This window comes from Oribacterium sp. P9 (assembly GCF_046365365.1).
Lineage (GTDB): Bacteria > Bacillota > Clostridia > Lachnospirales > Lachnospiraceae > Oribacterium.
Genome location: NZ_JBKEIS010000010.1, coordinates 32,764 through 51,100, shown reverse-complemented (window position 1 = coordinate 51,100; position 18,337 = coordinate 32,764). Strand labels below are relative to the sequence as shown.

Annotated in this window: 19 protein-coding genes and 2 pseudogenes; 9 read left to right on the top strand and 12 right to left on the bottom strand. The window is 53.9% G+C overall.

Translation table 11 applies throughout. The features are described from left to right. Positions 1-76 precede the first annotated feature (76 nt). From rplU to lexA, 9 genes and pseudogenes are all read left to right on the top strand, one after another. Entirely contained in the window at positions 77-382 is a 306-nt protein-coding gene (gene rplU, locus ACK8P7_RS07490; protein ID WP_031553068.1) for a 50S ribosomal protein L21, read from the top strand. 25 nt (positions 383-407) lie between these two features. Next, positions 408-671: a 50S ribosomal protein L27 gene (rpmA, locus tag ACK8P7_RS07485; protein ID WP_410043594.1), complete on the top strand. Its 264-nt coding sequence runs from the start codon at positions 408-410 to the stop codon at positions 669-671. A 354-nt stretch (positions 672-1,025) separates the two neighbouring features. Then, the gene (gene obgE, locus ACK8P7_RS07480; RefSeq protein WP_410043593.1) at positions 1,026-2,492 is read left to right on the top strand and encodes a GTPase ObgE; all 1,467 of its coding nucleotides are present in this window, start codon (positions 1,026-1,028) and stop codon (positions 2,490-2,492) included. Positions 2,493-2,587: 95 nt separating this feature from the next. Beyond that, a pseudogene (locus ACK8P7_RS07475) lies at positions 2,588-2,881 on the top strand (YhbY family RNA-binding protein); the annotation flags it as partial. A gap of 283 nt (positions 2,882-3,164) precedes the next feature. After that, positions 3,165-3,785: a nicotinate-nucleotide adenylyltransferase gene (gene nadD, locus ACK8P7_RS07470; protein ID WP_410043592.1), complete on the top strand. Its 621-nt coding sequence runs from the start codon at positions 3,165-3,167 to the stop codon at positions 3,783-3,785. 262 nt (positions 3,786-4,047) lie between these two features. Continuing rightward, positions 4,048-4,683, top strand: coding sequence for a bis(5'-nucleosyl)-tetraphosphatase (symmetrical) YqeK (gene yqeK / locus ACK8P7_RS07465; RefSeq protein ID WP_410043591.1), 636 nt, complete (start codon positions 4,048-4,050; stop codon positions 4,681-4,683). Positions 4,684-4,796: 113 nt separating this feature from the next. Then, entirely contained in the window at positions 4,797-5,150 is a 354-nt protein-coding gene (gene rsfS / locus ACK8P7_RS07460; protein ID WP_410043590.1) for a ribosome silencing factor, read from the top strand. A gap of 2 nt (positions 5,151-5,152) precedes the next feature. Next, positions 5,153-5,881 (top strand): DUF554 domain-containing protein, encoded by a 729-nt coding sequence (locus tag ACK8P7_RS07455; RefSeq protein WP_410043589.1) that lies wholly within the window; start codon positions 5,153-5,155, stop codon positions 5,879-5,881. Positions 5,882-6,053: 172 nt separating this feature from the next. Next, on the top strand, positions 6,054-6,749 hold the full coding sequence (lexA, locus tag ACK8P7_RS07450) for a transcriptional repressor LexA (RefSeq protein WP_410043588.1): 696 nt from the start codon (positions 6,054-6,056) through the stop codon (positions 6,747-6,749). Between the two features lie 201 nt (positions 6,750-6,950). On the opposite strand, the gene ACK8P7_RS07445 is transcribed toward lexA, so the two are convergent. From ACK8P7_RS07445 to trmD, 12 genes and pseudogenes are all read right to left on the bottom strand, one after another. Further along, a complete protein-coding gene (locus ACK8P7_RS07445; protein ID WP_410043587.1) occupies positions 6,951-8,030 on the bottom strand; it encodes a tyrosine-type recombinase/integrase in 1,080 nt (359 codons plus the stop codon). Between the two features lie 606 nt (positions 8,031-8,636). Continuing rightward, complete coding sequence (locus ACK8P7_RS07440) at positions 8,637-10,088, bottom strand: TrkH family potassium uptake protein (RefSeq protein WP_410043586.1); 1,452 nt, start codon at positions 10,086-10,088, stop codon at positions 8,637-8,639. A gap of 13 nt (positions 10,089-10,101) precedes the next feature. Next, positions 10,102-11,463, bottom strand: coding sequence for a Trk system potassium transporter TrkA (gene trkA / locus ACK8P7_RS07435; protein ID WP_410043585.1), 1,362 nt, complete (start codon positions 11,461-11,463; stop codon positions 10,102-10,104). 92 nt (positions 11,464-11,555) lie between these two features. Continuing rightward, a complete protein-coding gene (locus ACK8P7_RS07430) occupies positions 11,556-12,128 on the bottom strand; it encodes a Holliday junction resolvase RecU (protein ID WP_410043584.1) in 573 nt (190 codons plus the stop codon). Continuing rightward, the gene (gene trpS, locus ACK8P7_RS07425) at positions 12,128-13,282 is read right to left on the bottom strand and encodes a tryptophan--tRNA ligase (protein WP_410043583.1); all 1,155 of its coding nucleotides are present in this window, start codon (positions 13,280-13,282) and stop codon (positions 12,128-12,130) included. The genes ACK8P7_RS07430 and trpS overlap by 1 nt, the downstream gene beginning before the upstream one ends. Positions 13,283-13,326: 44 nt before the next feature. Then, positions 13,327-13,752, bottom strand: a complete 426-nt coding sequence (locus tag ACK8P7_RS07420) for a YraN family protein (protein WP_410043582.1) — start codon at positions 13,750-13,752, stop codon at positions 13,327-13,329. A gap of 113 nt (positions 13,753-13,865) precedes the next feature. Then, positions 13,866-14,534, bottom strand: a complete 669-nt coding sequence (locus ACK8P7_RS07415) for a ribonuclease HII (protein WP_410043581.1) — start codon at positions 14,532-14,534, stop codon at positions 13,866-13,868. Between the two features lie 124 nt (positions 14,535-14,658). After that, a pseudogene (gene ylqF / locus ACK8P7_RS07410) lies at positions 14,659-15,495 on the bottom strand (ribosome biogenesis GTPase YlqF); the annotation flags it as partial. 123 nt (positions 15,496-15,618) lie between these two features. Continuing rightward, complete coding sequence (gene lepB, locus ACK8P7_RS07405) at positions 15,619-16,146, bottom strand: signal peptidase I (protein ID WP_410043580.1); 528 nt, start codon at positions 16,144-16,146, stop codon at positions 15,619-15,621. Positions 16,147-16,420: 274 nt separating this feature from the next. Continuing rightward, positions 16,421-16,768: a 50S ribosomal protein L19 gene (gene rplS, locus ACK8P7_RS07400; RefSeq protein WP_410043579.1), complete on the bottom strand. Its 348-nt coding sequence runs from the start codon at positions 16,766-16,768 to the stop codon at positions 16,421-16,423. Between the two features lie 271 nt (positions 16,769-17,039). Continuing rightward, the gene (locus ACK8P7_RS07395; protein ID WP_410043578.1) at positions 17,040-17,408 is read right to left on the bottom strand and encodes a CAP domain-containing protein; all 369 of its coding nucleotides are present in this window, start codon (positions 17,406-17,408) and stop codon (positions 17,040-17,042) included. A 99-nt stretch (positions 17,409-17,507) separates the two neighbouring features. Next, on the bottom strand, positions 17,508-18,260 hold the full coding sequence (trmD, locus tag ACK8P7_RS07390; protein WP_410043577.1) for a tRNA (guanosine(37)-N1)-methyltransferase TrmD: 753 nt from the start codon (positions 18,258-18,260) through the stop codon (positions 17,508-17,510). Positions 18,261-18,337: the final 77 nt, after the last annotated feature.

Sequence of the window (18,337 nt, the reverse complement as noted above, 5' to 3'; positions counted from 1 at the left end):
TGCCGCGTGGCGAGGTAGAAGTGTGTGAAAACACCACCGAAGCCAGCGAGTAATGATAAAAAGGAGGACCCTCGTAATGTATGCAGTAATCCTTACAGGTGGAAAGCAGTACAAGGTAAGCGAAGGCGATATCATTAGAGTTGAGAAGCTTGATGTAAAGGAAGGCGACAAGGTTACTTTCGATCAGGTGCTTGTTCTTAATGATGGCGCTATGAAGATCGGTACACCGGTCGTTGATGGTGCTAAGGTATCTGCCACTGTAACTAAGAATGGCAAGGCCAAGAAGGTGATCGTTTACAAGTACAAGAGAAAGTCTGGATACCATAAGAAGAATGGTCACAGACAGCTCTTTACAGAAGTAAAGATCGATTCTATCGGCTAATCAGTTTGTTTTTTGGAGGATAATCATGGCTCATCATAAAGGTATGGGCTCTACCAAGAATGGTAGAGATTCGGAGTCCAAGAGACTTGGACAGAAGAGAGCAGATGGTCAGTTCGTAAAGGCTGGCAATGTTCTTTACAAGCAGAACGGAACAAGAATTCACCCGGGTCTTAATGTAGGTCTCGGCAATGACTACACTCTTTTTGCAAAGGTTGATGGCGTCGTTAAGTTCGGCCGCCTCGGCAGAGACAAGAAGCAGGTTTCCGTTATGCCAGTGGATGCTGAGTAATTTACTGAGCGCTTCTACAAGAATCAAACCCTGTACTGAATCTTCAGTACAGGGTTTTTGCTACCTATATTATGTTCCGTACGAAGCCGAACATGGTGGGCACTGCTCACTTAGTTCAAAGTACAGAACCTGCTTTATGGTTCGCGTCTGTCATAGCAGCAAGCTGTATGCCAGAACACGTACCATAAAGCAGAACCTGTTCTTTGAATGCGCAAGCTAGTGCCCGCCATGCTTCGGCTTCTGTTTTGTGAATACATAGTATATAATGTATCTGTTATATTAATGGCTCTCCGGTTGTTAGCGACGGCTTCTGTAGCTGGCGCTAGGATACAGTCGGGAAAGGAGAAAGATTCTATGTTTGCAGATATTGCAAAGGTTTTCATCAAGAGTGGTAAGGGCGGAAATGGTCATGTGTCGTTCCGTCGTGAGCTGTACGTGCCGGCGGGTGGTCCGGATGGCGGTGATGGCGGTAAGGGCGGTGATATCATCGTCGAGGTGGATAAGGGTCTGAATACGCTCGAGGATTTCCGTAATCGTCAGAAGTATATCGCGACGCCGGGTGAAGAAGGCGGCGGAAAGCGTATGCATGGTAAGAATGGTAAGGATCTGGTGATCCGTGTTCCGGAGGGAACGATCATTCGTGATTTCGAGACAAAGAAGATCATCGCGGATATGTCCGGCGAGAACCAGCGTATGGTTCTGCTGAAGGGCGGTAAGGGCGGTCTCGGTAATATGCATTTCGCGACACCGGCCATGCAGGCACCGAAGTTCGCGCAGCCGGGTCAGGATTCCCGTGAGCTCTGGGTACAGATGGAGCTTCGTGTGATCGCGGATGTCGGTCTCGTCGGTCTTCCGAACGTGGGTAAGTCGACGATTCTTTCGATGTGCAGTAATGCGCGTCCGGAGATCGCGAACTATCACTTCACGACGCTGACGCCGCATCTCGGTGTGGTCGGCCTGAAGGGCGACCGCAGCTTCGTCATGGCGGACATTCCGGGTCTCATCGAGGGTGCCTCGGAGGGGGTCGGCCTCGGTCACGAGTTCCTGCGTCATATCGAGCGTTGTAAGGTGCTGATCCACGTGGTCGATGCTTCCGGCTCGGAGGGCAGAGATCCGGTCGAGGATATTCGGACGATCAATGATGAGATCGCGAAGTATGATCCGCGGATTCTCCAGAAGCCGATGATCATCGCATGCAATAAGACGGATCTCATCATCGATGAGCAGGGGACGGACTGTGCACTCACGCGCATCAAGGAGATCTACGAGCCACAGGGCGTGAAGGTCTTTGCAATTTCTGCAGCGACGAATACTGGTCTTCGCGATCTGCTCGAGGCCGCCTGGACCTATGTCGAGGCAGCGGGTGCGGAGAAGACGGAGGTCTATGAGAGCGAGGTCGATCTCGAGACGCTCGGTCATAAGGAGCAGCTCGCCATCGAGTTCAAGAAGCTGAATGCGGATACCTACTCCGTCGAGGGTCCGAAGATCGAGAAGATGCTCGGCTATACGAACCTGCAGGCAGAGAAGGGCTTCGAGTTCTTCCAGCAGTTCCTGGTGGATCAGGGCATCATCCGGAAGCTGAAGAAGATGGGCATCCAGGAGGGCGATACCATCAAGATCTATGGTCATACCTTCGAGTTCTATGATACCGATGCGTATGAGGAGGGCGACCTCCAGTCGGCCATCGATCTGGCCTTCCCGAAGCGACATGCGGAGAAGGGTGACGAGGTCGAGGACGAAGGTATTGGCTACAACGAGGGTAACGAGGACGACTACGCAGAGGCCCTCGAGCTCAGCGACGAGGATGACACAGAGAACTAAGCGGGAACAGAGATGTACGGTTTCACCGGACGCAGCGGTCGAGGAGTCTGATCCGGGGCATGGGAAGGTGAAATCGTTGAACACAGGAGAATAAAATGAAGAAATATATCAGAGACAGTAAGATGCGTTCTCAGCTGAAGGGCGCAGCTATGACCATCGAGCCGGTGCTTTCCATCGGTAAGAACAGCCTGACACCGGAGTTTATCGATGCGGTTCGTGAGAACATCGTGAAGAACGAGCTCATCAAGATCAATATTCTGAAGAACTGCGATGATGATGCGAATGAGATCGCGTATACACTTGCGGGACGTACACAGTCCGAGGTGGTACAGGTGATCGGTCGGAAGATCGTGCTGTATAAGCCGAATCCGGATTTCAAGAAGCGGAAGTACGAGACCTCGAAGGCAGAGCTCGAGAAGCAGACGAAGGGTACGAAGCGTCCCGGTCACAAGCAGGAGATCGCGGATGCGAAGAATGCAGCGAGATCTGGCGGTTTCAGTCTTCGTTTCGTCGAGGAAGACGACGAGGAGTTCGATAACGTGTTTGACGGCGAGTGATCGCCGTGAGGATGCATCTGCGGACGCGGGTGCGTACGACGGGACAGACTGCACAGATGGTTTATGCGGTGCAGCTGGATTTCAGTCCAGGTGCGGATAGAAAGTGAGGCAGGCGATGGAGAAGGAGAACAGGAAACGCGTGGGGATCATGGGCGGGACCTTCGACCCGATCCATCACGCGCATATCGCGCTTGCGGAGTGTGCGAAGGCTCAGCTCTCGCTCGATGAGGTCTGGTTTATGCCGGCCGGGGATCCGTACCTGAAGCACAGCCGGAAGGTAAGTCCGGCCGCCGATCGTGCGGCGATGACGGCGCTCGCCATCGAGGGTCATCCGGGCTTCCGCCTGTCGCGGCTCGAGATGGAACGGAGCGGTGAAACCTACACGTCAGAGACATTGACCATACTGCATGCGCGGTATCCGGACGTACACTTCTACTTCATCGTCGGCTCGGACTCCCTCTACCAGCTCGAGCGCTGGCATGCGCCGGAGACGATCCTGCGTCTTGCAACGCTGGTGGCGGCAGAGCGGGAGTATGCGGACCGGCCGCGGAGTTTCGGGGCTCAGGTGCGTTATCTCGAGGAGTGCTATGGCGCGGATGTCGCGGTGCTTCCGTTCGAGGAGATGGATATCTCGAGTACGGAGATCCGTGCGCGGGCGGCGCGCGGCGAGGACATCACCGCGCTCGTGCCGGCGGCCGTCGCGGCGTACATCGAGGCGCATCAGCTGTATCGCTGAAGTTCAGTGCAGAGCGCTGCCCGGAGGGGCCGGCAATGGAGGCACAGTACTCCGAGACCGGTGAACTCTAAGCCGGGGACCCTAAGCGGCACTAGGCCCTCTGCAATCGCTGAGTTTTCTTGATGAAAACTCAGCGTTGCTAGAGGGTTCCAAGGAGAGATAACACCAAGTGCCGCTAAGGGGACCCGGCTTGATTTCACACGGTCTCTCCGTATGGCCTCCATTGCCGGCCCTCCGGGGCAGCGGCTAAGAAAGGAGCATTATGGGAAATCATATGGGTACTGAAAACGGACAGACCGATCTGGAGAACATCCTGAAGATCCGTGCGAAGCTGCAGACGATGCTGAAGCCGTCGCGCTATGAGCATTCGCTGAGTGTGAGTTTCACCTGTATCTGCCTCGCGATGCGCTATGGCGTGGATCTCCATCAGGCGGAGCTTGCGGGGCTCGTGCATGACTGTGCGAAGCAGTTTTCGAACGAGGAGCTCCTGAAGGCGTGCGCGCAGGACGGCGTGGCGCTGACGGAGGATATGCTGCGGGCACCGCAGGTGATTCACAGCGTCTACGGCGCCACGTACGCCCGTACCTGCTTCGGGATCGAGGATCCGGAGATTCTGTCCGCCATTTACTTCCACACGCTTGGAAAGCCGGATATGAGCCTTCTGGAGGCCATCGTGTTTACGGCAGACTACATCGAGGCGCGGCGGGATAAGGCGGCACGGCTCCCGGAGATCCGGCAGCTCGCATTTACTGACCTCGAGCGAGCGGTCTATGAGATCAATCACGATACGATCCACTACCTCGAGGCATCCGGCGGCTACATCTGTAAGGATTCGTACGATACCTATCAGTACTACCGCACACGGATGCAGGAGAGAGGCCTGACGGTTTCGGATTGATGTACTGACAGCCTGAGGCTTCCTACAGTGGCGGGCCTTCGCAAGCCGGAGCGGTACACGAGCAGCCGCCGGCATTAAACAGACATAGAAAACCTTAGAAAAAGGAGAACGAAATGAGTAATTCAAAGGATATGGTAAAGGTAGTCTACGCTGCACTCGAGGAGAAGCAGGGCAAGGACATCTCCATCATGGACATCGGCGGCGTGTCGGTCATCGCGGATTATTTCGTGATCGCGACCGCGGACAATATCCGTCAGGTGGATGCACTCTGCGACGAGGTCGAGGATAAGATGGCACAGCACGGCTACGAGCTTCGCCGCCGTGAGGGTGTGACCAACAGCGGCTGGATCCTCCTCGACTACAACGATATCATCGTGCACATCTTCGATAAGGAGCAGCGTCTCTTCTACGACCTCGAGCGCATCTGGTCGGATGGAAAGAAGATCGTATCAGTGGAGGAGCTGTGACCTTGCCTACAGGAATCATCATCAATGTACTATCGGTTGCGATCGGAGGACTCGTCGGCACGCTGGTCGGCCATAAGCTGAGCCTCGATTTCAAGGAAAATCTGAATATGATCTTCGGCGTCTGTGCCATGACGATGGGCATCAGCAGCATCGTGCTCATGGAAAATATGCCGGCGGTCATCTTCTCCGTGGTGGTCGGCACGGCGATCGGTCTCGCGATTCATTTCGGTGCGCTCATCGCGAAGGGATGCGCCGTGATGGAGGGCTTGGTTTCGAAGGTCCTGCCGAAAAAGGAGTCCGCGATCAGTGAGGAGGAGTTCCGTGCGACACTGATCACGATCATCGTGCTGTTCTGTGCGAGCGGCACCGGCATCTATGGGTCGATCGTGGCCGGCATGACCGGCGATCAGACGATCCTCATCGCGAAGTCCATCCTCGATATCTTTACGGCGATGATCTTCGCCTGTCTCCTCGGTCCGGTCGTGTCCTTCATCGCGCTTCCGCAGTTCGTGATTTTCATGCTGCTGTACGTACTCGCAGGCGTGATCTATCCGCTGACGACCCCGGCGATGATCGGTGACTTCAAGGCCTGCGGCGGCATCCTGCTCCTTGCGACCGGCTTCCGCATGATCAAGGTGAAGATGTTCCCGACCGCAGATATGATTCCGGCGATGGTCCTCGTGATGCCGATCAGCTGGTTCTGGGTCAATGTCATCATGCCGATTCTCTGATGGCGCCACACGAAAAGACGGTCTATAGCGAAGTCAAAGGCAAGGATCCTGGGCTCCTGCCTGAACAGTTACATCCAGTCGTCATTTCTAAGTACAGATGTTTATGTTTGTCTTGCAATGAACGCCTGTTCGTGGTATTATGGAAACAACATAGAATGAAAAGGAGTATACCATGGGCAGACATAAGAAGCAGCCAGATCCGAATCATATGACGCCGAAGCAGCAGGCCGTGTTTGACTATATCAAGCAGTGTGTGCTGGAGCGGAACTACCCGCCATCCGTGCGTGATATCTGCGCGGCCGTCGGACTCAAGTCTACATCCAGTGTATTTACGTATATTAACGACCTCGAGACGATGGGCCTCATCAAGAAGGACCCGGCGCATCCTCGTGCGCTGATGATCACGGAGAAGGAGTTCCGTCAGGATACGATGCGTGATTCCTTCGCGGAGCGTGCCGCGAGTGCGACAGTGACCTCTTCTGAGCGGGAGATCGCAGAGATTCCGCTGGTCGGTACGGTAGCTGCCGGTCTACCGCTGCTTGCGGAGGAGAACATCACGGATTACTATCCGATGCCGGTCGATATGCTGCCGAATAAGAAGGTCTTCATGCTCACCGTGAAGGGTGATTCCATGATCAACTGTGGTATCCTCAGCGGTGACCGTGTGATCGTGGAGCAGCAGAACACCTGCGAGAACGGCGAGATCATCGTCGCGCTGGTCGACGACAGTGCGACCGTGAAGCGCTTCTATAAGGAAAAGGACCACATCCGTCTCCAGCCGGAAAACGACAGCATGGATCCGATCATCGTTCCGGACTGCCAGATCCTCGGAAAGGTCATCGGCCTCGTGCGACTCGGCATGAAGTGAATATGATTTTTAAAAGTGGCAGACTCCATCACGGAGCCTGCCACTTTTTGTTGCCGCGCGCCAGTTAATGGGGTCTGACCCCATTAAATTTTTCTAAACAAAATCTAAACGGAAGTTAATGGGGTCTGACCCTATTAAATTTTTCTAAACAAAATCTAAACGGAAGTTAATGGGGTCTGACCCTATTAAATTTTTATAAATTCACTCGTCATCCGAGCGCAGATGGACCTTGTTGCGGGCACTGCGTCGACGCTCATCCTCGAGGGCGGCGTAGTGCTTTTTCGTGGTGTTGACATCGTTGTGGCCGAGTACATCCGCCACGAGGTAGATATCGCCAGTTTCCTTATAGAGGTTTGTGCCATAGGTGGAGCGCAGCTTATGTGGTGTGATATGCTTCGTCGGTGTGACGGTTTTCGCATATTTCTTCACCATGTACTGGACGGAGCGGACACTCATGCGCTGCATACGGAGGGAGAGGAAGAGGGCGTCCTCATGGCCTGGTGCCGTGACCTGGTGCTTCCGCCACTCGACATACGGGCGGAGTGCATTCTCGACCTCGTCACCGAAATAGACGGTAACTTCCTTGCCGCCCTTACGATGGATGTGAATGCCATCGTTGTTGAAGTCGACGTCGTTCATATTGAGGCCAACGCACTCCGATACACGGATGCCGGTACCGAGCATCAGCGTCATCATGGCCTCATCCCGAAGCTCCGTCTTATCGTGGAAGACCTGCTGCTGACGGGTCAGCTTTTCGCCGTTCTCGACTTCGTCGAGAAGGTCCGCTACCTCGTTTGCGTCGAGACGAATGATATCTTTTTCCTTTAATTTCGGCATCTGCAGGAGATCCGCCGGATTCGTCTTGATCAGACGGTCTCTGTATAAATACCGGTAAAAGGTTCGGATCGACGCGACCTTGCGCTTGATCGAGGTTCTCGAGTTGATGACTTCCTTTTCGATTTTATTGCCATGTTTATCTTCAAAAACATCTGTTCTGTATTTGATGTACTCGAGATAATCCTCGAGATCCGTGACGCTAAGCTGATCAAGGTCCTCCAGCTGGAAATCACGCGGAGAGTAGTCCTTATAGAGCGGGTTTTCATGGATAAGAAACTGGAAGAATATTTTCAGATCACGTGCATAGGCAATGCGGGTACGTGAGCTCGTCGTCGTTTCGATGCCACGAAAATACATCGTGCAGAAATATGGAAGCTCATCGAGCAGTTCACGAAGTTTTTTTGTGTTGTCACGGTCGATCTGTTCATAGTATTTTAAAGCCATAAGAAACACCTTCTGTATAATTCATAAGTGCGTGCATGTCTGCATCTGCAGATCGCGTTCATGCATCGCGCGAAGAAATAAATATCCACCGGATATATTATAAATGCTTGACCACAGACATGATAAATAGAATATATATATTTATATATTCAGGGGCAGCGGGCCGGAACACGGGCATCCGTGAAGCAGAGCACCCGGACACTTCGCAATCCGAATTATTGCGCATAACCATAGTTTAACGCAATATTGTGCTAAAATCAAACGTTATTCACGGAATCACCATAAATTTGCTCGACACATGCCGTTTAATCACCACTCTTTAGTTTACAAGGGCTGACTTATACTTCAACTTTAGATTCTGTTTATAAAAATTTAACGGGGTCAGACCCCATGAACTTCCGTTTAGATTCTGTTTATAAAAATTTAATGGGGTCAGACCCCATTACGAAATTCTTAAGATAAATGAGTGGTCTCTCGAAAAAAAGAAGGATGCGCGATGCATCCTTCTTTCAAAATATAACGTATCATGAAGCATGTTGTCGATGGCGTACATGCCAACGAATCTGCTTCGCCTTCCACCGGGTTTCCCAGCTGGATGCCGAAGCATCAGTTCGACTTCCGCCAGGTTCTCGGCAGGAATAAAAGCAGCATCGGGAGGATCTCCAGTCTTCCGGCGAGCATATCGAAGGTCAGGACGATTTTACTGAAATCGGAATATGCGCTGAAATTACAGGTTGGACCTACGGCTGCGAGGCCCGGTCCGATGTTGTTGAAGGTCGCAGCTACGGCGGAGAAATTCGTCGTGAAGTCGAAATCATCTGCCCATGCGATCAGGAACACGGAGACCATGTAGATCACCACGTACATGATGAGGTAACAGTTGACGGAACGCACGACGCTGTGCTCGAGGCTCTTATGCTCGAGGCGGATGTGCTTGACGGCCTCCGGGTGTACCAGTACGAGAAGCTCCTTTCCAATCTCCTTCACCATGATGATGAGTCGGGAAATCTTGAAGCCACCGCCGGTGGAGCCTGCGCAGGCACCGGTAAACATCAGGAACAGGAGGAGCATCTGGCTCGCCTGCGGCCAGGTCGCGAAATCGAGGGTCGCGTAACCGGTGGTCGTGATGATCGCGCCGACTGTGAAGAAGCTGTGATGCAGTGCATACAGGAAGTCACCGCCGTACATCTTCACGATGTTGAACGCGAAGAAAAAGGTACTGAAAGCGACGATGCCGAGGTAGACACGCGCTTCCTCACACTGGAACGCATCGTGAAACTTCCGCTTCTGCATCAGGTAGTAGACATTGAAGTTCACACCGAACATGATCATCGACACGGCGATCAGGAACTGGCTCAGCATGCTGTAGTCGGCCATACCGGAGTTACGGACGGCGAATCCACCCGTGCCGGCGCTGCCGAAGGCGATACAGATCGAGTCATAGATGCTCATGCCGCTCAGGAGGAAAAGGATGATCCAGAAGAGGGTCAATGCAGCATAAATCTTATACAGTGCCTTCGCGGTATCTGCAACACGCGGCACAATCTTGCTGACATCCGGTCCCGGGGACTCGGCCTTCATGATCATCATATTGTAGCCGCCGCCGAGCGGAAGGATCGTCAGAACCAAGACGAGAACGCCCATGCCGCCGACCCAGTGGCTGAAGGAACGCCAGAAAAGCAGTCCCTTGCCAAGGTGCTCGACCTCCGCAAGAATCGAGGCACCGGTCGTCGTAAAGCCGGATACGATCTCGAAGACCGCATCGATGTAGGACGGAATCGTGCCGGTCAGATAAAACGGCAATGCGCCGATCAGCGACATTACGATCCAGCTCAGTGCACAGATGACGAAGCCCTCACGCGCATAATAGTCGGTACGCTTCGGCCCCTTTATGGTGGCCAGGGTACCGATGACGAGCGCTAGCACGGCGGAAACCGCCAGGGCCTGTACAGCCCAGAATTCCTGATAGATCAGTGCACAGATGATCGGCAGGATCATGATGACGACTTCCAGCTTCAGCACCCATCCGAGCACGTAAATAATCATACTAAAGTTCATTACCGAACGCTCCTTATGCGAGAATATCCTTGAGATCGTTGAAACCGGTATTCGTGGTGATCACGATGACGCTGTCGCCCGGCAGCATGAAGTCGGAGCCGCGCGGCGTGATGATCTGGTTTTCACGGACGATGGCCGCGATCAGAACGTTCTTCTTAAATGTCAGATCCGCGAAGGTATGATTGCAGAGGGCGGGATCATTGCCCACCTTGAACTCGAGGGCCTCTGCTCTTCCATCGGCGATTTTATACAGGGTCTCGACGTTCGAACCTTCAGAGTTCTTCAACGCACGTACATACTGTACGATGTGATCCGCGACGATCTGCTTCGGGTAGATGACAGAGCCGAGGTTCATCTCAGAGGTGACGTTCTCAAAGGCGATACGGTTGATCTTCGTGATGAGACGCGCGTTGGAAAGCTTGCCTGCATAGAGAGACAGCATGATGTTCTCCTCGTCGAAGCCGGTCAGGGAACAGAAGGCGTCGGTCTTCTCGATGCCCTCGCGGATCAGAAGATCCTGGTCGGTACCGTCACCGTTGATGATGGTCGCATCAGGGAACTCGCCGGCAAGGAACTCGCAGCGGTCACGATCGTGATCGATCACCTTCAGCTTGCACTTCATATGGGAGTCGTGCATGTACTTCGCGATGTAGTAGGTGACCCTGCCGCCACCGACGATCATGCAGCTGCGGATCGGCTTATAATCGACGCCCAGCTGCTTGACGAATTCGTTGGACTGATCCGCATTCGCGATATAGCTGATGACATCGCCGTTCATGATGGCGTCGTTACCACTCGGGATGATGATCTGATCGCCACGCTCGATCGAGCAGATCAGGACGTTGACCTTCAGAATACGCGGGATGTCATACATGCGGATACCGACGATGTTGCTGTTCTCCGGCACCTTGACGCGGATCAGGTCGATCTTGCCACGGGAGAAGCTGTCGATCTTCATGACCGACGGGAAGCGAAGCAGACGCTCGACCTCCTTTGCGGCCGCCATCTCCGGATTGATGACCATCGCGAGGTTCAGCTCATCACGGAGGTAGGTGATCTCATCCTTGTACTCCGGGTTACGGATACGCGCGATGGTGTTACAGTTACCTTCCTTCTTTGCGATCAGGCAGCACAGCATGTTGATTTCATCGGAGTTGGTTGCGGCGATGAGGACATCTGCATTCTTGACACCGGCCTCCTGCTGGATCGCCAGCATCGCGCCGTTTCCGTTGATACCCATGACATCCAGTGAATCTACCGCATGTCGAAGAACCTTCTCGTTGTTGTCGATGATCGTTACGTTATGGTTCTCCCTGTTCAGCTGACTGGCGAGAGAATATCCCACCTTACCACAGCCAACCACAATAATGTTCATAGCTCTACGCTCCTCCATCGTCTATCGAACTGATCCGTGTCGACCGGCATCCATCCTGAGGATATCCGTACGATCCACCCAGGCGGTTCGGGTCACGGGATGTCTGCACCATCCTCTTCTGCCGATCCGGCGCGGTCCCGCTCGTCGAGATCCCGCTGCAGCGGCTCCAGATAATGCACAAACATATCTTTGTGAGACCGGATCCGGTAGTTCAGATCGATCTCCTGAATATTAAAGGATTTCTTACCGCCGTTCTGCATACGGTTCCAGAAATACTGAATATCCCGGAAGGGAATGTAGTACATCTCCTTCCGGGTCGTAAATGAAAGTATGATAAAGCTGATGCCGCCCTGCTCCTCGAAGGCCTGCATGAATCGGACCTGGTGCGGATGCAGATTCTGCAGCGGCCAGAAATTCGTGGCGCATTCCTTCGCGTCGAAGCAGACCGGGATGCCCTGTACGAGGCCAATGTAGTCGACCGTGGACTTCTGATCGAAGTAGGCCAGTGTGATCTGCGTATGGTCCTCGTTCATGTTGATCGGTGTGATCGGCGTCGGAATCTTCTGCACGACCGCCAGCTTCTTCTCTAGGTAGGCCTCGTTCGTCCGGTTGATGAGCTCCTCCAGCTGTGAGCCACGGAGCCCGCGGGACTTCCAGGTGCCCATCAGTTCTTCGTATGGCTCTCGTTCAGCCAGGACTCCCAGCTCTTCACCATCGCGTCCTTATCATCGAAGTAGTTGATGCGCATCGCATCACGGCACTCGTGGAGGGTCTGGTTCGTTACCTGCACCGCATGATCCGTACCGGCCTTCAGGATGTCATAGACGTCGTTGATGTTTGTCTCCCACTTCGCACGGTTCTCACGAATCGGCTGAAGGAGATCCTCCATGACCTTGAGAAGGAACTTCTTGCACTTCATATCGCCGAGACCACCACGCTGGTAGTGCTCCTTCATCTCCTCGAGGTTCTTATAATCCGGGAGATAGTCCGCGAACTGGCTGTCATCACGCAGGAAGGCGTCGAGGTAGGTGAAGACCATATTGCCCTCGACATGACCAGGATCCGCAACGTTAATATGCGTCGGATCCGTGTACATGCTCATGACCTTCTTCTTTACGGTCGCGGCGTCATCGGACAGGAAGATACCGTTGCCGAGCGACTTCGACATCTTCGCCTTACCATCGATACCCGGGAGACGACGCTGTGCCGCATTCTCCGGAATCAGGATATCCGGCTCGACGAGGACATCGCACTTGTAGATCGTGTTGAAACGATGTGCGATCTCGCGTGCCTGCTCGATCATCGGCATCTGGTCCTCACCGGCTGGTACGGTGGTCGCCTTGAACGCTGTGATATCGGCGGTCTGCGATACCGGATAGGTGAAGAATCCGGCTGGAAGGCCGGCAACATTGTCATCCTCCGACTCGCTGCCGTTAAAGCCACGCATGAGCATCTCGGACTTGACGGTCGGGTTTCTGGACAGACGCTGGGTAGTTACGAGGTTCATATAGTAGAACGTCAGTGCGTGCAGTGCCGGGATGCCGGACTGAATGCAGATAAAGGACTTATCCGGGTCGATACCTGCGGAGAGATAATCGAGGGTGACCTCGATGATGTTATCACGTACCTTCTTCGGGTTATCCCAGTTATCGGTCAGAGCCTGATCGTCCGCGACGAGGATGTTGATCTCGTCGAACTGACCAGAGTTCTGAAGCTGTACTCTCCGCTGGAGAGAACCCACAAAGTGTCCTAAATGAAGTTTTCCGGTCGGACGATCGCCCGTCAGGATAACTTTACGCTTACAATCTTTTGCTAACATGCCTGCCTCCATAAAATGCACAAACTTATCATGAGTATAGCATACTAAAATGCGTTTTTAAACAGTAGTATCTTGTCATCGTCGATCGAGACGACGTCGAAGCGGCACTTCGTGTCGGCCTGTGAGCGCTTCGTGCAGGCGAGATAGGCTTCCGCTACCCGGCGGATCCGCTGCTGTTTCGCATGGTCTACGGCCTCGCAACCGTAGCCGTGGGCGCTGTCCTGGCGTTTCTTCACCTCGACGAAGACGAGCGTGTCGCCGTCCATCGCGATGATGTCGATCTCGTTCCGGTGAAAGCGCCAGTTTCGTGCGACGATCCGGTAGCCCGCCGTCTCGAGGTATGCTGCGGCCATGTCCTCCCCGCGGACACCGTCTGCGTGGTTGCCACGACGCGCGTCGGAGCGCTTCTGACTAGGTTTCGGATCCTCGATTTTCTCGGTGAATATTTTGGGGAGTTCTTTGAAGTACATGATGTTCCTTTAGTTTCAGGGGTCAGACCCCCTTCCAAAAGCCGAAAGGGGGTCGCAGAATTCACGCGTGGGTCAGACCCCTTGGCCTCTCGGGAATCGGTGAGCAACAGGGGTCAGACGAAATGGCCGATGAAGGAGCGACGGTGGATCGGGCATGGGCCGAGGCGTTTCAGGGCTTCGATGTGCTTCTTCGTGCCGTAGCCTTTATTACGGGCGAAGCCGTACTCCGGATACTGCGCGTCGTACGCCTCCATGAGCTGATCCCTCGTCACTTTCGCGAGGATGCTGGCGGCGGCGATGGAGACGGACTTCGCGTCGCCCTTGATGATCGACTCCTGTGGGATCTCGAGGCCTGGGATCGTGACGGCGTCGTTCAGCAGGAGACCTGGTGCGTCGGCGAGTCCTTTCGCCTGGAGCATCGCGCTCGTCTTCTGAACTGCGATGCGCATCGCTTCATAATCCGCCTGAAGGATGTTGATCTCATCAATCCGTTTCTCATCCACGATGCCGATGCCGTAGGCGATGGCTTTTTCTTGGATTTCCGGCAGCAGCGCTTCGCGGCGGAGTGCGGTCACCTTCTTCGAATCGTTGAGATAGAGGATCACGGCATCCTTCGGGAGGATGCAGCAGGCGGCCACGACTGGGCCCGCCAGCGGACCTCTGCCGGCTTCGTCGATGCCGGCGATGAAGCGGACATCGGCATGTGCGTTTTCATATTCGTGCATCGCTGCTAAACGCGCGAGCTCCTTCTCCAGACGCTCGCCCTTCAGTTCTCTCGACATGAAATTCCTCTTTCTGGTTGTTACTGGTATCGTTGTGAAATGGTGTTGGGAAAGGGGTCTGACCCCCTTGGCTTTCCACTGCGTCTGCTTCTGCCGTCTCCTGGCTGGCCGTGGTCGGAACGTGCTCGAGGGTGATGGCGCCGAGGCGTCCGCTGCGGAAGTCGTCGAGGATGATCTTCGCGGTTTTCGTGTAGTCGATGTTTCCACCCTTCATGATGCAGCCGCGACGGCGGCCGATCTCGTCGAAGACCTGAATCGCTTCCTCGAGGCCTTCGAGGGAGCTGCCGTAGCGCGCGATCAGTGCCTCCGGGTAATAGCGCACGAGGTATTTGATGAGGTAGAATACGAGCTCGTCAATGTTCAGGATCTGGTCGTTGATGGAGCCGATGAGGGCCAGATTCAGGCCGACGATCTCGCGCTCAAACTTCGGCCAGGTGATACCCGGGGTGTCGAGCAGCTGCAGCTTTTTATTGACATTGATCCACTGATTACCACGGGTGACGCCCGGCTTGTTTCCGGTCTTCGCCATGGACTTTCCGACATAGGAATTGATGAAGGTGGACTTGCCGACGTTCGGCACACCGAGAACCATCGCACGGATGACCGGGGTCTTGATGCCGCGCTTCAGGTTCTTCTCGACGAGCGCCTTCGTCGCCTCATCGATGAGCGGATTCAGCTTCTTCAGGCTGCCCTTGTTTCGCGCATCGATTTCGAGTGTATAGTAGCCGCGGGCGGCGAAGTAGTCTGCGAAGCGCTTCGTCTCACGACGATCCGCGAGATCCGCCTTATTGATAAGGAGGATGCGGGCCTTATCCTTCGCGAAGCTGTCGACGTCCGGATTACGGGAGGATTCCGGGCAGCGGGCGTCGATGACCTCGATGACGAGATCGACCAGCTTCAGGTCCTCACGGATGTTTCGTTTTGCTTTGGCCATATGGCCTGGATACCATTGAATCGTCATAATTCACCTGTCTTCTATACTTCTTATATGTCCATTACCTTGCATCATTGGATGAAACTGATTTTCTTAAACGGCAGCAGCCGGAACCAGATGCACTTTAAGCTGCGGATGCAGTGGGCAGCATCATCGGATGAAACCGATCTTTTTAAACGGCAACAGCCGGAACCAGATGCGTCCGAGGATCTGTGAGCGTTTGACATTACCGACATTGATGAAGCGGCTGTCCTCGGAGGAGTCTGCATTGTCCCCGATCAGGAAATACTCGTCCTCCATCAGTTCGACCGGCTTCTCCGCGATACCGCCGAGGGAGATGTCGGAGATCTGATCACTCTCCAGCAGGGTACCGTCGATGTAGATGCGACCGTTCTGGATCACGACAGTCTCGCCCGGCAGTCCGATGACGCGCTTCACGTTCCGTGTCGCGTCGCTTCGCTGGAAGATGACGACATCCATACGCTTCGGCTTCATGAACTTATACGTGAGCCGATCGACCAGCACGAGATCGCTCGCGGATATCGCCGGCTCCATGCTGTGACCGGAAATCTCCTCGGTCGTCAGAAAGCTGTGCACCAGAAACCACGCAAGCGCGATCACGACGATCACGTTCGTAACCGTGCCGACAAACTTCTGAATCGGACTCTTCTCTCGCATTCTTCACCTCATAACAATATTGGGAAGCCAGGGGTGACCCCTTTCCCGCAACGATAATCCAGTCACCGACCGGATCTTCTGCCTGGCTGGCAAACTCATCCGAAGGCCGGAAAACGCCCTCCATAACCTGCCGGGAGGCCAAGGGGTCTGACCCCGTATGGGGTCAGACCCCTTCCCATAAACCATTTCATAACTGGGATTTTACCAGTAAATAAAACCATTGAAAAGGGGCATCCCGTAAAACGGAACGCCCCCAATGATTCATCGCTTCTGATTACAGTGCCTTAACCTTGGCAGCCTTACCAGTACGCTCTCTAAGGTATGTGAGCTTTGCTCTTCTTACCTTACCTTTTCTAACGACCTCAACCTTCTCAACCATCGGGCTGTGAAGCGGCCAGGTCTTCTCTACGCCTACGCCGTTGGAAGACTTACGAACGGTGAAAGTAGTTCTGTTGGAACCACCCTGGATCTTCAGAACAGTACCCTCGAAGATCTGAGTTCTCTCACGGTTACCCTCTTTGATCTTGTTGTAAACGCGAACGGTGTCACCAGTGTTGAATGCTGGAACCTCAGCCTTGAGCTGACCCTGCTCGATGTTCTTGATAATCTCGTTATTAGACATTGTGTACCTCCTAGTACTATTCGACATTCATTCACGGAGTTTCTCGTTCGGCCCGAGCCGAATCACCTATTCCAAGCAGATGGAACCGTCAGCGGAATATCTCTCTTAGTCACAACCTTGACAATTTACCATAGATACGGAGGAATTGCAAGCGGTTTTTACCTTCCGGACGAGTCTTTTGAACGCATTTAAAATCCCATGACAGAGGCTCCATCATGGGATTTTCCGTACTTTATACGCTGTGCTCTTCGCCACGCAGGCATGCTGGCATTCAGGCCATGCCAAAAATCTGAGCCCAGTAGTTCTTTCCGTTCTTATTTGCGATTCCGATGCCCATCGTGGTAAAATCCGGCTTTAAGATATTGGCCTTATGCTCAGGAGATGCCATCCATGCATTGACAACTTCATCTGCAGTGTGGTAGCCCTCCGCCAGATTCTCACCATACATAAGGTTCTCATTTACAGTGTACCATTCGGTTCCGTTTGGTCTTGTGTGAGAAAAAAATGTAGAAGCTTCGGTCGCTCTTACGAGTGCAGGCGCATCCAGATTCGTATCGTACCGAAGTGGTTTCAATCCGTTTGCAGCGCGAATTCCATTTACCCTCGTGAGAATATCCATACCCATGTTCTGTGTAGCCATACGCTTACTCCTTCCGTCCGTTTCTCTTGATCAACTTATATAAATAATTTTACCATTAATCAATCAAATGGCAATTCTTTTTCCGGAAGTAGTCAGCTACTATTCAGTACGTTTCCGGCGGCGCTTCGGCTTCTTCGGTGCGAACTCCTTCGCATGCGAGGCGACATACGCCTCATACAGATCCGGGCGGCGTTCCTTCGTGCGCTCAAGGCTCATCTGGTGGCGCCACTCATCGACCTTCTTATGATCTCCGGAGAGGAGAATCGCTGGAACGCGGCGGTCCTCGTAGACCTCCGGGCGCGTGTACTGCGGGTACTCGAGGAGGCCGTCGGAGAAGCTTTCGATCTCATGCGAGGCATCCTTATTCAGGACACCATGCACGAGACGCGAGATAGAATCGATCATGCTGAGCGCCGGCAGCTCACCGCCGGTCAGGATGTAATCACCGATCGAGACATGCTCGACGTCGAGAATCTCGAGGGCGCGTTCGTCGATGCCCTCATAGTGTCCGCAGAGGAACAGGATATCCTCTTCCGCAGCGAGCTCCTCGGCCATCCTCTGATCGAAGGTGCGTCCCTGCGGCGACATGAAGAGCACGCGGGCCGGGCGATGGCCGATCTGATCGACGATATGCTGATAGCAGTCGACGATCGGCTGCACCTGCATGAGCATGCCGGCACCGCCGCCATACGGATAGTCGTCGACGTGGTTATGCGCGTCCTTCGTATAGTCGCGGATATTGAAGGCCTCGACATTCATAAGTCCTGCCTTGATAGCACGACCGCTGATGCTCTCGCGGACGACGTTTTCGATCATCTCCGGAAAGAGGGTCATCACATAGTAGTTTTTCATTCGTCCGCCTTTCTGGGGATAAGAAATCATCGACGGACAGGAGTGTTCTGTCCGCCGAAAACCAGCCGCATAGATGG